Origin of the sequence: Methanolobus sp. WCC1, assembly GCF_045690315.1 — an archaeon.
Lineage (GTDB): Archaea > Halobacteriota > Methanosarcinia > Methanosarcinales > Methanosarcinaceae > Methanolobus > Methanolobus tindarius.
Genome location: NZ_CP146979.1, coordinates 2,945,210 through 2,958,447 on the forward strand (window position 1 = coordinate 2,945,210; position 13,238 = coordinate 2,958,447).

Below are 13,238 nucleotides of genomic sequence, written 5' to 3' on the forward strand. Positions count from 1 at the left end.
AAAGAGCAAAGAAAGCATTAAATTGTTTCCTGCCAAACCTTCATTGATAAATCTAAAGGTTATAAAAAACATAGATTCAAAATCAAAAGAAGGGAAGAATAAATGCCAGATGAAATAAAGGAAGCAAAAGATGTGAAAGGTTTCCAGCCAAGGGCTGTGACCTATGCAAAAAAGATGGATGACGATTTCTCAGAAGCTGTAGCCGGATTATATAGTTCTGTCTGGGAAGAAAAAGAAGGTGGACTCTCCAAGAAACAGAAACATCTTCTGGTATTTGCAATTGCATGCTCAAATCAGAAAACAAAAAGTGCTGTGAAGATCCTCCAGAGACTGAAGAAATATGGAGTAACCGCACAGGAAATAAAGGACGTCATGATGATAGCAGCCTGGACCAGCGGTATTCAGAATTTCACTAATTTAAGCCCCGAAGTCCTTAAAGAAATGGAGAGACTGGAATTCTGAGCTTTCGTCTCAATTTAAGGCGTATAATGGAAGCAGAAAGCGTATCAAAACATAGATTTGAATTAGCAGTATAAGAGGCATTCCTATTGTAAAGGAGCTATGCTTTGTCTTATGACGAAAACGATACATCCCTGCAATAGAACCTATACTGCCACCGATTACCGCAATTGTAAACAGGGTTTTTTCAGGAATCCTGAAAGCATCTTTTTTTGCTTTTCTTTTATCAGCCCACATAAGGTAAAATCCTATTAGATTTACCAGCAGCAAATACATAAGGATTATAAAGGATGTTTCCATAGCCTTTATTTCACTATAAGCCGTATAAATTTTCCGGGAACAGGATATAAAATCGCTGCCTGAGATAAAAGGCGGCTTTTTTAATTAAACTAAAACTCAGAAACTGGGTGGTATAATATGACAAAAAAGTGGCTGATATTAATTACAATACTTATGCTTGCAGGTGTGCTTGTCAGCGGATGTGCCGACACTGCAGATGATGATACTGCAATGGAAGAAGAAAATGCTGAGGAAACAACAGCAGATGATGTTGAAGAAGTTGCTGTGGTTGGGGACGGTGTAGACCATGGTATCAGAATGGAATACTATGGGATGATGAAACCTTCTGAAATAGAAATAAACAGAGGGGACACACTTGTATGGACAAATTACAAACCACAGAATACTTTTGTGCTTGTAAGCGATGATGGGCTCTTTGAAGACCAGGAAATGTATGTCCACGACACATATGATTACACTTTCATGAACACCGGCACTTACACATTCAGTGTTGTTGATGTTCCTGATATGACTCTTACAGTAACAGTAAACTAATCAGAGGTGCAAACCTCTGAACATTACTTTACTCCTCTTTTTTAAAATCCAGTGAAATAGAATTCATGCAGTATCTTTTTCCGGTGGGTGCGGGTCCGTCATCAAAAACATGACCAAGGTGACTTCCACAACGGCTGCAGACAACTTCTGTTCTTTTCATGAAATGACTGTTATCTTCTTTCAGTGAGACTTTATCCTCTGAAATCGGTTTGAAATAACTTGGCCAGCCGGTACCTGAATCGTATTTTGCATCTGAACTGAACAGTTCCTGACCGCAGGCTGCACACAAATAGGTACCCTTTTCCTTATTCGCATAATATTTTCCAGTAAAAGCTGCTTCTGTGCCTTTTTGTCTTAATACTATGAACTGATCTTTTGTCAGTATTTCTTTCCATTGCTCGTCCGATTTTTCAATAGTGTCTGACACATCTGCCGTCTTATCTGCCATATTTAAACTCCCATTTAAATGGAGTAGATATCAGATAAAAAGATATCGTGGTGAAGAAGGCAATAGGAAGAGAAAGAGGAGATTTAGTAGATAAATATAAATATTATTTTTGAGAAAATAAATACTGTTGAACAAGATCACAAATTAGAGTTCAATATTTGGGTAAACTCACAGGGGAAATTACATGTCGGATTGGATTAACTACTATGAAGACAACAAGCAGACAGCATTAATGAGAATAAATAACATGGCTCTTTCCACTGGTTACAGCCGTGAACTCAACTGCTGGGTAAACAAATACCTCGATCCTTTTTCAGTTGCAAGAGCAATCTCTGAGGAGAGAAAAGAAAATCTGGATCCTTTTTCAAGAATTCGTATGGAAGCAGAAAAGGATCTTGAATTTACTGTTCTCAGGGCAAATAACAGGGATAGAAGAAACGGTGAAATCATTTTCTTTGAAAGCAACCTCTTGCTTATGTTTAATCTGATGCTCAAACACATAAGGACTGCATAAGCCATTTTAAGGATGATCTTCCCAATAAATCTGAAATAAAATCATCAGAAAAAGCGTAAGAAAAGGGATAAATACACCTATTTCACCTATTAGTTGCATCCCTTTTCGGGAAGAAGGCATGCTCATTGCACGAACGAAGTAAACTCTTAGCTGATGAAAGCATAGGTAAACTCCTTTTCAAATTATCCGCACCTGCTACAGTGGGAATGCTGGTACAGGCCCTTTACAATATAGTAGATACTGTTTTTGTAGGTCAGGCCCTTGGAGAGAACAGTGTTCAGGGAATTGCCGGAATATCTATAGCTTTCCCGATAATGATGGTCATCATGGCTATTGCACTTGCCATTGGAATTGGCGGAGCTTCCATGATATCCCGAAGTCTTGGTGAAGGAAATCAGGAAAGAGCAGAGAACGTAATGGGAAACGTACTCTCACTTGTCCTTATTATGAGTTTATTTATCATAATTGCAGGTAGTATTTATCTTACGCCGCTTCTGAAATTATTCGGAGCAACTGACACTATTTTACCTTATGCCACCGAATACATGACAGTGATATTGCATGGATCAGGGTTTTTCATGTTTGCACTCGCCATGAACAATGTTGTGCGTTCCGAGGGAAATGCCAAAGTTGCAATGTACACAATGCTTATCTCGGCCCTAGTAAATGTCATACTTGATCCGTTGTTTATTTTCAAGTCAGGATACATTGAATTTAATTTCCTTGCAGATAAACTGGGAACCACAGTCCAGCCATTATACCTGCATGGTTTCGGACTTGGAGTAAAAGGTGCAGCTATTGCAACAATTCTTGCACAGGCTACAGGAGCCTTATTCCTTATATGGTATTTTGCTTCGGGAAACTCCAGTCTTCGTTTCCGTTTGAAGAATCTCATACCGAGATTTGATATTGCCTTTGAAAGTATTTCCATAGGAATGGGACCTCTTGCAAGAAACGCATCAAGCAGTCTTGTGGTTATTGTGCTGAATAATATACTACTGATATATGGCGGAGGAGATGTTGCAATTGCAATTTTTGGTGTTGTAAACCGTCTTTTCATGTTCACATTCATGCCGATGTACGGTATAGTTCAGGGACTGCAACCAATCGTTGGTTTCAACTATGGAGCCAGAAACTTTTCCAGGGTAATGGAATCAGTGAAACTCTCCATAATGGTAACTACTACTATGGCTGTGGCTGGTTTCATTGTACTCCTTGTATTTCCGGGACAGCTTTTTGGCATATTTACTTCAGATCAGCAACTGATATCATCAGGAGCATCTGCCACCAGAATAATGATACTTGCACTCCCACTGGTGGGTTTTCAGGTTGTAGGAGCTTCACTCTACCAGGCCATAGGAAAAGCATTACCATCCTTCTTCCTTGCCATGAGCAGACAATTATTGTTCCTTATCCCCCTGGTGATCATTCTTCCACACTTTTTCCAGCTTACTGGTGTATGGATGGCATTTCCACTATCAGACAGCCTTTCATTTTTGCTCACATTCATGTTGGTGTTGAGAGAATTTAAGATTCTTACAAGGCTTGAAAATGGCTCCTGATTAGCCGATACAATGCATTTAAAAGGAATCGGGACAATTCAGGATTCATGTCATATGAGAATGGACCGCTTTTACTTATGATACTTGATGGCTGGGGCTACACTACCGAAGAGAAAGGAAATGCAGTAATGACTGCAAATACCCCGGTGCTTGATTCTCTTGTGGAAAAATATCCTTCATGCTTACTACAGGTTTCAGGAGAGGGCGTTGGACTTCCTGAAGGACAGATGGGAAACTCAGAAGTTGGACACCTGAACATTGGAGCTGGAAGAATAATCTACCAGGATCTTACACGCATTAACAAAGACATAAAAGAAGGTTCTTTTTTCAAAAATCAGGTTTTGCTTGAATCCATGGAAAATGTGAAAAAAAATAACTCTGCACTGCACCTTATGGGACTTTTCTCATACGGAGGTGTTCACAGTCACATGGACCACATGAGAGCACTTGTGGAAATGGCAAAGAAAGAAGGTGTTGAAAGAGTTTACATTCACACATTCCTTGATGGCAGAGACGTGCCACCTCAGACTGCACTTGAAGACATGAAAGCTCATGAGGAATTCTGCAAGAGCACAGGCATTGCAAAGACTACAACTGTAAGCGGCAGATATTATGCAATGGACCGTGACAAACGCTGGGACCGTATACAACTGGCATACGATGCACTAACACTTGGGGAAGGTATCCTTGCAGATGACGCTGTTTCAGCAGTAAATATGGCTTACGAAAGGGGCGGAAATGACGAGTTTGTAAAGCCAACTGTCATAACAGATGCTGATGGGAAACCTCTTGCAACCGTAAAAGATGGAGATTCAGTTATCTTTTTCAATTTCCGTCCTGACAGGGCAAGACAGATGACATATGCATTTGTGAACGATGATTTTGATGGTTTTGAGAGAAAAGTAAAGCCAGAAGTTCACTACACCTGTATGGCTGAATATGATGAGAATCTGGATATTCCAATAGCATACCCACCAGAGACCATTACTAACACACTTGGTGAAGTCCTCAGCAAGAATAACAAAAAACAGCTCCGTATAGCTGAAACTGAGAAGTATGCTCATGTTACATTCTTCTTCAACGGCGGCGTGGAAAAGGAGAATGAAGGAGAGGACAGATGTCTTGTATCTTCACCTGATGTTGCAACATATGATCTTAAACCTGAAATGAGTGCATACGAAGTTACAGAGAAACTTGTGGAAAAGATACAGTCCGGCAAGTATGATGCCATAATTCTCAACTTTGCCAACATGGATATGGTTGGTCACACCGGAATCGTGGATGCGGCTATCAAAGCAATCGAAGCTGTGGATGAATGTGTTGGAAAAATCATCAATGCAATTATCGAACAAAATGGAGCTGCACTTATAACAGCAGACCACGGTAATGCCGAGAAGATGATTGATTATAATACCGGCAAGCCACACACTGCACACACATCAAATCCTGTAAGATGTCTTCTTGTAAATGGTCCGGAAGGAGCAAAACTTAAGGATGGAAAGCTTTCCGACCTTGCACCAACAATGCTTGAGATTATGAAAATAGAACAGCCTGCCGAGATGACAGGAGTTTCACTTATCAAAAAAAGTAAATAATATAACCATAAATATTATGTTGTAAATACCTCTTTATTATTCAGGTGGGAATGTGGGAACAAAAGGGATAACAGCAGTCAGACTGATTATCAGTTTCATAATACTTCTTTTAGTTTTCGATACATTGTATGCACATTTTGATTATTACCCTACATATGATGAAATGAAAGAAGACTTGCCATTGTCATATTCACCTCTTATTAAAGTAGGTCAATTATGGGCTATCTCACAAAACCAGAGAATTACCCTTGAAACAGAAATACCTCGATTACCTGACAGCAACCTACCTGTTTACAAAGGAAATAGTTCAACTGCTATTTTGAAAATCAATTTTTCAGACTCTGCGAATATTTCAAACATAAATGATGATGAAATTTATTTTGTAATAAACAGTGATTCTATACAAGAAAGTGAAACCATTGCAGGAAATTTAGAAGTTTTAGGTGACTCAAAAATAGAAAAATCCGAAGATTACATTATGGATGAATTAAAAAATGGAGAGTTCTCACTTTCTGAAGGGAATTATCCCATGTCAGCACTTGGAAGAGTGAAAATTCAGAGTCTGGAACTTGTTTATTTTGGGCTTTTTGACAATTATGGTATGCAAATAGGAGAAAAAACATACTATCCGGCATGGAAAATAGAGGCCATTACATCCAATTATGGAAACCAGATTTTATTCATCCGGGCAAGTAATAATGAAAACTAGTTTAGAACCATTTGTCAAGGGTACTCTGGCCGCTTCCTGATGAAGCTTCGAGGCGTTCCAGAGCCTTTGTAACCCTATCCTCTGAGAAATCGTGTTCTGTGCAGAGAAAATCAATTACCTCTGAAGAATTCGGTTTGTTCCATTTGAGGGAATAATCATTGGTCACCGGAGGGGATTTGAAAAACTCTTTTATCCCATCAAGATTCTCGATTTCCAGACCTTTTTCCTGTAGAATTCTCTCTATATTTCCGTGTTCTTTTACAAGCTTAAGAGCAGTCTTCGGACCAACTCCCTCGATACCATCATTATAATCGGTACCTACACAAAGAGCAATATCAATAAGTTGTGACTGGTCAATTCCCAGTTCATCCAGATTTTCCTGAAGGTCAATGAGTTCAGGTTTAACATCCACATAGATGTTCTTCTTTGGGAGTTTTCGCTTACCTGAAACTGTGAGGTTCCTGACAACTTTAGGGGAACCAAAAAGCAGTGAATCATAATCCTGAGACGCTATCCTGTCTGCATCTCCTTTTTTAACCATGTAAGCTGCCTGTGCTTCACCTTCTGAAGGAGCATCAACATAAGGAATACCCATTGCAGCCAGTAGTTTCTTTGAGTCCTCAACAATTGTCGCATCAACTTTGGCAGATGCTTGGGCATATTTGTATGCTTCTTCAGCAAGTCCTTTTTCCTTTGCTTCAGCCCATTTTGCCTTAGCATTCTCACGGACTTCAGTACGCTTCTGAATAGTTGAAGATTTGAACTCAGGTGGCTTTCCATCGAAAACAAAAACAGGTTTCACTCCAGCTTCAACTATGTTGGTCATCCTGTAAAGAATGCCAGACAGGTGCGATGTAACATTGCCCTGAGAATCTTTCAGGGGAGTGCCATCCCTCTGTCGGATAATACTTAAGAATTGATAAAGTGTATTAAAGGCGTCTATAGCCACTGTATTTAATGAAAGGTCAGATACTTCAATCGTTCTCCTCTGAAGGAGATCTCCTATATCAACACCCATGAAGAATCGTATAATTTTGATAATGAAACCTTTTTTCAGGCTTCAGTTGTTATAAATCCATTGCATTCAAGTCTTACATCGATAACAGAATCATCATTTGCATCGATCTTTCCGACTTTAAGGATATTTCCTACCCTGTCAATTAGATGTGTTTTAGTAATCTGTACCTGGTGGATATCGTTTGTATCTCTGTTTTTGTGTACCACCACAAGACTGTGCTGATCAGTCTCATCCTTGCTTAACTTTGACATCATGTTCTTCACAAGCTGCTCAAAGTCAGAGTAGATAAGAATCTCAGAACATTTCCCGGCTTTTTTGATAATACCAATAGGTTCTAAATTAATGCGCATATACGCACCTCTTATAGATAGAAAATATTTCTCATCAATCTACTACAACCTAGTTAATATGGTTTTCGGAACTTAAAATAGTATCATCATAATGATAGTAAATTACCTGTACCTTCTCCTGTCCATTGAATCCATTACATCATCCATCTTGATAAGAACTTCATTCATACGTGCGTCAAGGTTATTTTCAACACTCTGAACATTGATTCTTAAAGAGCGCTCTTTTGCTTCAAGCATATTATCGATCTTACGCAGACGCATATCTACTAAAAGGATCATGCCTGCCAGCGCACCAACCATTACCATTGCAGAAAGTATAATCAAAGCATTTGCAGGACTGTATTTAAATCTGCCAAGCCATTCGTAAGTAAGTACAAACGAAGACACAACCATTACAACTGAGAATATTAGATCTCTGGTTTCCATTCTGTTCCCTCTTTCTTAATATGAGCTGTTTTGCTATTTATATTATTTAACTTTACTTTTTTAAAGAGAATTACTTAAATACTGAACAGAGTATTTACTATACATAATTATATAATATTCAATGATTTATATATTTGGAGTTGCTGAGTTGAGTTCTGAAAAGACGGTAATCAAAGATTACGTTCCAATGCTTGTAATGGCGGGGATTATACTGGTAGTACAGATTACGGCGCTGCTTCTGGCTGCGCCAATGAATGCAAATGACATGCAGGCTTTTGAAGACCCAGACTCGACTTCAAATGCCATTTATTACATAGGCTTAATTCTTGTGTTCACTGGCTTTTTGCTACTGGCTATCAAAAAGAATATGGAATGGGTGATACAGTTAGTAATTCTGCTGGCTGTAGGGGCCACTATGTACTATGTCTTCTATGCACTGCTGTCACTTGTTGATATATCAGTCATGACAAACAACATTGTATCAGGTCTTGTGGCTGCCATACTCACGATACTACTCTACAAATTCCCGGAATGGTATGTCATTGACATAGTAGGACTTATCATCGGAGCCGGAGCAAGTGCTATATTTGGGATATCACTGTCAATCCTGCCGGTTATTGTACTTCTGACGCTGCTTGCGGTCTATGACGCAATTTCCGTTTACAAGACAAAGCATATGATAGACCTTGCAGAAGGAGTAATGGACCTTCACCTTCCAATCCTTTTTGTGATTCCAAAACACTTGAAGTACTCATTCATTGAGGACTCACTCAACAAGGAAGAAGGAAAGGAAAAAGAAGCATTCTTCATGGGACTTGGAGATGCTATAATGCCAACAATCCTGGTTGTTTCTGCAAATGTGTTCCTTGTGCAGAAAGCTCTTGAACAGAACATTACAATTGCATCAATTGGATTCATATCCTATCCTGCCCTTGGTGCAATGATAGGAACAATCATAGGATTCATGGCTCTGACAATACTGGTCATGAAAGGAAAACCACAGGCTGGTCTCCCATTCCTTAACAGTGGAGTCATACTGGGATATTTAGCTGGAGTGCTGCTCAGCGGAGCACCGCTCTACTAATCTTATTTTTAGATTTATTTAGAGAAAAAAATAACTCAGTCTTCCTCAGGAAGTTCTGAATTAATATTACATATTGAACAGTTTGCAGATGAGGGCACACCTTGTTCCTCGTCAGCAAAAGCATTGTCTACAGAACGAGTTCCTTCTGCAAGGACAGCTGCTGTTGAAACACTACTGGCTATGAGGACAGAATCAAATATCTCCTCTTTAGAAACACCAAGTCTTTTTGCAACCCTTACATGGGTCTTCAGGCAGTGCTCACAACGAAGTGCCGATGCCACTGCAATGCTGATAAGTTCCACGGTCTTAGGGTCCATACGTTTGAATTCACGCATAACACTGTTCTCGTAGATCATTCTTGATATGAAAATTTCCGGCATATCCTTCATAAAATTAGTAATATAGGGAATTTCTCCATACCTTTTCTCAACATCAGCCAGAATTTCATCTACAGCATCTTCTGGCTCTTTGTCAAGAAGCTCTTTGATTTTTTCAAGTTCCATAATAACCCCGGATAAGTTTCAAACATAACAAACGTTTTTAATCAAAATTTAAGCAGTGAATCCGACCTCAGATTCACGTTTGATCTTGACCAATATATAATTTTTCATACGGGATTTTGTGATACTTGCCATATCAGAAAGTCTCACACCTTCATCAAATTCAAGATTCTCCACTCTTTCATGGAACTCATCATATGGAAGTTTCACACGCAATCCATCAAGCTGAAGTGTCACCGGTGCAGGAGAGAATACATCAAATATCTCAGGTATCTGTTCATGTATTTCTTTCATAACCCTTGGGGGGAGCACTGCAAGCGGATCCTTTGCAAGATCCTCACGCATCTTTTCAACGACTTCCACAACCTTCTCAAGCAGGTTGTCAAGTGAACCAAGTTCTCCCGGTTTTCTCAGACGATGGGCAACCCTGCCGATACCGCCAACATAGAGATCAGCACCAACTACCTCCTCGGTCTTTACGTTGAGAGGACCTCCGGCAACGATCTTTGGAACTGTTACACCTTCAAGAAGCTTTGGTTTTTTGTTCTTGATACAATCTGCAAAAGTACCAAATGAGAATACAGCAAGGTCGTGCTCATTAATGAGTTTCCTCTCGTAGTTATCAGAAAGTGAGACCCTTCTGCCCATGCCTCTTGCAAGACCGAGCATATTGGTATTTGCACCACCTCTGCGCATAAATTCTGCAACATCACAGGCAGAATGTGGTAGGTGATGGGATGCAAGAGTAGGAGAAACTACAGCGATCTCAGTTCCTGTGAGAGGTGCACGTTCCAGCTTGCCAAGGAGTTTCTTTCCAAGTTCTTCGATGAGATGAACATCGTCTCTTGGGATAAGCATCACAAGAGTAACTTCTGTAGCTGCCGGAACTTTCTGGATAAGATAGCCTCCTAGGTCTTCCAGAAGTTCGGTGATGAGAGTATGCTGGTGAATTCCACCCTCGTAAATATATGGTTCAAGAACTGCTGCCATTATTCATCCTCCTGGAGTTCCGCTGCAATATCCTGCGCTTCCTGTATCCATTCTTTCTTGAGAATATCCTCTGTTGCAGCAAAAACAAAGACATGCTTATCCATAGAATGATAACGCACCCTGAATCCCTCAGGTGTTGCACGGATAGCCATTTCTACAAGTCTGGACTGGAGAGTCTTCTGAGGATCTGCAACAACGAGATTCCTCAGGAATTCTACCTCTTCATCAAGATTCTCTGCTGTAAGGATAAGGGTCTTCCTTTCAGGCTGCCGTACACCAGCACGTCCATATTTTGCCCAGAGTTGTTCGAGTAATTGAGGAAGATATTTTTCCTGTTCAATTGAAATTGTGACTTCTTTAGTAAGATGGTTAGTAACATCCACGCTGCCCATATCAGATACTTTTACTGTTGGCTGTGTGCCTCTGAGGATTATAGCCATCATAAAAAGGGAATCCTCTGGTCTTACTCTTACTTTTATTCTTCCGATTGCACCGCCAAGAACCAGTTCAGTGATTATATCCGCAACTATGCTTTTGTAGGCATCTCCCTCCTCCGGTATCGTGGACTCTACAATGAAAGTCTCAAGAGGTTCCATAGAATTACTCCTCCACGTATCCTGAAGCCAGTAAAGCACTTCCTACAGCACCAATAAGGTGGGAGTTCGGTGGTACGAGAACATTGATCTTGAGCAGCTCACCAAGAGCTTTTGGAACTCCTTCGATAAGAGATGAACCTCCTACAAGGATAAGCGGTTCCTTAACATCGACTTCCTGAAGCTGCTGTTCAAAAATTTGCTCTACAACACTGTGACATGCTGCCGCTGCAACATCCTCAGGTGTTGAACCCTTCGCAAGGGAGTTGACAAGTGACTGAATACCGAAAACAATACAGTAACTGTTCATATCAACATTCTGTTCCATACCCTTAACCGCAAGTGCACCCAGTTCTGTAATATCGACACCAAGCCTTTTTGCAGTCATATCAAGGAAACGACCTGATGCACCTGCACAGATACCTCCCATGGTAAACATTCCTGGGATTCCATCGTCGACTGATATGGCTTTGTTGTCCATCCCACCAATATCAATTACAGTTGCATGACCTTTTTGGGAATCTGCAAGGTAAACTGCACCCTTTGAGTTGACAGTGATCTCTTCCTGTACCAGTTTGGCACCAAAGTGTTCACCGATAAGGAAACGTCCGTAACCTGTAGTGCCGATCGCCTGGATATCCTCTTCTTTAACTCCGGCTTCTTCAAGAGCCTGATCAAAAGCTTCCCTTGCACTGTCAATAACTTTGATAGTAGGCACCCAGCCGGAACCAATTATCTTATTGTCCTTCATGATAACAGCCTTGGTGGTTGTTGAACCTGAGTCAAGTCCTGCTGTTAGGCCACTCTGCTTTTCCCTTGCAAGCAGATGTCTGCGTCTTGCGATAGTTGTGAGAGCCTCCATACGTGTCAGCAATGTTGCTGCAGTCGTACGCTCTGTAAATGAATAACTGATAACCGGAAGTTCTGAATGTTTGTTGATGTAACGGCGGATTTCATTTCTGACGATTGCTGCTTCTGCACATCTGAAACATGATGTGATAAAAACACCATCTACGTCCGTGATGCCTTCTACAACAGCTTTTGCCCTTGCCATCATAAGACGAAGATCAGGACTTGCTGCCTCTATTCCAAAATCCTTACCGATATCATCAAGGATATCGATCTCAATTTCAGGATAGACAAGTTTAGCATTAACACTTGAAGCCACAGACTCCAATTCTCCGTGAACGCCTGCATATTCGGAACCGCATGATACGAGTGCCACTTTTACAACAGCTTCATCATTCATTCTGTTGCCTCCTCTGATTTGACTTCATCCAGTGATTTCAAAAATTCTGCAATCTTATACACAAATTCCTGTCCCTCATCATCGTCTTTTGGGAACTCCAGTTCAAGAATTGGCATTTCGCGGCTTCTTATGAGATACTTGGTAAGTTCGTTGGTACGGGCACATCCCATGCAACCAAAAGCCATTGGGGATTCTCCTACAATGATGCCAGCTTCTGCCTCCTCTATCATGGGGCCTACGATGGCCATCCTGCCCCTGACACCTGCAGGAACTTCAACAGCAGCGTACTTCAGACCATGCTTTGGTTCTTCTGCTGTAATATTCATAGGTGGTGAATCAACACCAACGGTCGTGACCTTTTCCTTTATCTTTTCCATCATTGCCAGTGGTGTGTGACCGAACCTCTGCACCAGGTCAGAAAGGATCAGACTGTTTGTAGGGTATATGATAACTTTAGCCATGGTATTGCCTCATAAGCTGGATTCAACTATATCCTGAAGATCTTTCACTCCAAGTTTTTTCTTGTGTTCTGTTTCTTTAAGCGGAACATGTTCATAGTATTTGTCAAGCGCATTTCCTATCACCGGGAGCATCATTGCCTCTTCCTTGAGGAAATAGAAACCAGGTCTGGAACCTCCTCCACGGGAAGCACGGCATCGCCTGTCATCACCTGGAGGGAAACCTCTCTCTTTTACGAAAATATGATTTTTATCAAGATCAACGATCTCTTTTACTACTTTGTTAACAGCCTCTCTGGGCCCGGTGACCATTGTCCCAAAACATGTCTCCTTAATCACAATATCTGTGCTGGATTCGTATATCTTCATGGCAGCATCGATAGGCAGCACACTATCAGAACTTGTAACAACAAGCTTTGTTATGACATCAATATTATCTTCGGCCATTT

General features: G+C 40.7%; 18 protein-coding genes. 7 read left to right on the forward strand and 11 right to left on the reverse strand.

Annotation, left to right across the window (positions count from 1 at the left end; all coding sequences use genetic code 11):
• Positions 1–102: 102 nt before the first annotated feature.
• Entirely contained in the window at positions 103–462 is a 360-nt protein-coding gene (locus V7O61_RS13980; protein ID WP_023845369.1) for a carboxymuconolactone decarboxylase family protein, read from the forward strand.
• 9 nt (positions 463–471) lie between these two features.
• Here the strand turns inward: V7O61_RS13980 and V7O61_RS13985 are convergent, their stop codons facing one another.
• A complete protein-coding gene (locus V7O61_RS13985; protein ID WP_023845368.1) occupies positions 472–759 on the reverse strand; it encodes a DUF1294 domain-containing protein in 288 nt (95 codons plus the stop codon).
• A gap of 117 nt (positions 760–876) precedes the next feature.
• Between V7O61_RS13985 and V7O61_RS13990 the strand changes: the two genes are divergently transcribed.
• Positions 877–1,293 (forward strand): hypothetical protein, encoded by a 417-nt coding sequence (locus tag V7O61_RS13990; RefSeq protein ID WP_023845367.1) that lies wholly within the window; start codon positions 877–879, stop codon positions 1,291–1,293.
• A gap of 28 nt (positions 1,294–1,321) precedes the next feature.
• On the opposite strand, the gene msrB is transcribed toward V7O61_RS13990, so the two are convergent.
• Positions 1,322–1,741 (reverse strand): peptide-methionine (R)-S-oxide reductase MsrB, encoded by a 420-nt coding sequence (gene msrB / locus V7O61_RS13995; protein ID WP_288068607.1) that lies wholly within the window; start codon positions 1,739–1,741, stop codon positions 1,322–1,324.
• A gap of 184 nt (positions 1,742–1,925) precedes the next feature.
• Here msrB and V7O61_RS14000 point away from each other — a divergent pair, with 184 nt between their 5' ends.
• The 4 genes from V7O61_RS14000 (at position 1,926) to V7O61_RS14015 (ending at position 6,121) form a co-directional block, all read left to right on the forward strand.
• Complete coding sequence (locus tag V7O61_RS14000) at positions 1,926–2,255, forward strand: hypothetical protein (RefSeq protein WP_023845365.1); 330 nt, start codon at positions 1,926–1,928, stop codon at positions 2,253–2,255.
• A 125-nt stretch (positions 2,256–2,380) separates the two neighbouring features.
• Complete coding sequence (locus tag V7O61_RS14005) at positions 2,381–3,817, forward strand: MATE family efflux transporter (RefSeq protein ID WP_407283271.1); 1,437 nt, start codon at positions 2,381–2,383, stop codon at positions 3,815–3,817.
• A 47-nt stretch (positions 3,818–3,864) separates the two neighbouring features.
• Positions 3,865–5,412 (forward strand): 2,3-bisphosphoglycerate-independent phosphoglycerate mutase, encoded by a 1,548-nt coding sequence (gene gpmI / locus V7O61_RS14010; protein WP_407283270.1) that lies wholly within the window; start codon positions 3,865–3,867, stop codon positions 5,410–5,412.
• Positions 5,413–5,464: 52 nt separating this feature from the next.
• Positions 5,465–6,121: a hypothetical protein gene (locus tag V7O61_RS14015; RefSeq protein ID WP_407283269.1), complete on the forward strand. Its 657-nt coding sequence runs from the start codon at positions 5,465–5,467 to the stop codon at positions 6,119–6,121.
• Between the two features lies 1 nt (position 6,122).
• On the opposite strand, the gene fen is transcribed toward V7O61_RS14015, so the two are convergent.
• The 3 genes from fen to V7O61_RS14030 form a co-directional block, all read right to left on the reverse strand.
• Complete coding sequence (gene fen / locus V7O61_RS14020; RefSeq protein WP_288068598.1) at positions 6,123–7,139, reverse strand: flap endonuclease-1; 1,017 nt, start codon at positions 7,137–7,139, stop codon at positions 6,123–6,125.
• Positions 7,140–7,174: 35 nt separating this feature from the next.
• Positions 7,175–7,489, reverse strand: a complete 315-nt coding sequence (locus V7O61_RS14025) for a hypothetical protein (protein ID WP_023845361.1) — start codon at positions 7,487–7,489, stop codon at positions 7,175–7,177.
• Between the two features lie 102 nt (positions 7,490–7,591).
• A complete protein-coding gene (locus tag V7O61_RS14030) occupies positions 7,592–7,915 on the reverse strand; it encodes a hypothetical protein (RefSeq protein WP_023845360.1) in 324 nt (107 codons plus the stop codon).
• Between the two features lie 148 nt (positions 7,916–8,063).
• Here V7O61_RS14030 and V7O61_RS14035 point away from each other — a divergent pair, with 148 nt between their 5' ends.
• On the forward strand, positions 8,064–8,999 hold the full coding sequence (locus tag V7O61_RS14035) for a presenilin family intramembrane aspartyl protease PSH (RefSeq protein WP_407283268.1): 936 nt from the start codon (positions 8,064–8,066) through the stop codon (positions 8,997–8,999).
• A gap of 35 nt (positions 9,000–9,034) precedes the next feature.
• On the opposite strand, the gene V7O61_RS14040 is transcribed toward V7O61_RS14035, so the two are convergent.
• Genes V7O61_RS14040 through V7O61_RS14065 form a run of 6 tightly spaced genes read right to left on the reverse strand, consistent with a single transcriptional unit; the run spans position 9,035 to position 13,236 of the window.
• Positions 9,035–9,502: a carboxymuconolactone decarboxylase family protein gene (locus V7O61_RS14040; RefSeq protein ID WP_023845358.1), complete on the reverse strand. Its 468-nt coding sequence runs from the start codon at positions 9,500–9,502 to the stop codon at positions 9,035–9,037.
• A gap of 48 nt (positions 9,503–9,550) precedes the next feature.
• Positions 9,551–10,489, reverse strand: coding sequence for a methanogenesis marker 7 protein (locus V7O61_RS14045; RefSeq protein ID WP_407283267.1), 939 nt, complete (start codon positions 10,487–10,489; stop codon positions 9,551–9,553).
• Positions 10,489–11,085 carry a methanogenesis marker 17 protein gene (locus tag V7O61_RS14050; RefSeq protein WP_288068589.1) on the reverse strand — a complete coding sequence of 199 codons (597 nt, stop codon included), beginning with the start codon at positions 11,083–11,085 and terminating at the stop codon, positions 10,489–10,491. The genes V7O61_RS14045 and V7O61_RS14050 overlap by 1 nt, the downstream gene beginning before the upstream one ends.
• A 4-nt stretch (positions 11,086–11,089) precedes the next feature.
• Entirely contained in the window at positions 11,090–12,331 is a 1,242-nt protein-coding gene (locus V7O61_RS14055) for a methanogenesis marker 15 protein (protein WP_023845355.1), read from the reverse strand.
• On the reverse strand, positions 12,328–12,792 hold the full coding sequence (locus V7O61_RS14060) for a methanogenesis marker 5 protein (RefSeq protein WP_023845354.1): 465 nt from the start codon (positions 12,790–12,792) through the stop codon (positions 12,328–12,330). The genes V7O61_RS14055 and V7O61_RS14060 overlap by 4 nt, the downstream gene beginning before the upstream one ends.
• A gap of 9 nt (positions 12,793–12,801) precedes the next feature.
• Positions 12,802–13,236 (reverse strand): methanogenesis marker 6 protein, encoded by a 435-nt coding sequence (locus tag V7O61_RS14065; RefSeq protein WP_407283266.1) that lies wholly within the window; start codon positions 13,234–13,236, stop codon positions 12,802–12,804.
• Between the last annotated feature and the right edge of the window lie 2 nt (positions 13,237–13,238).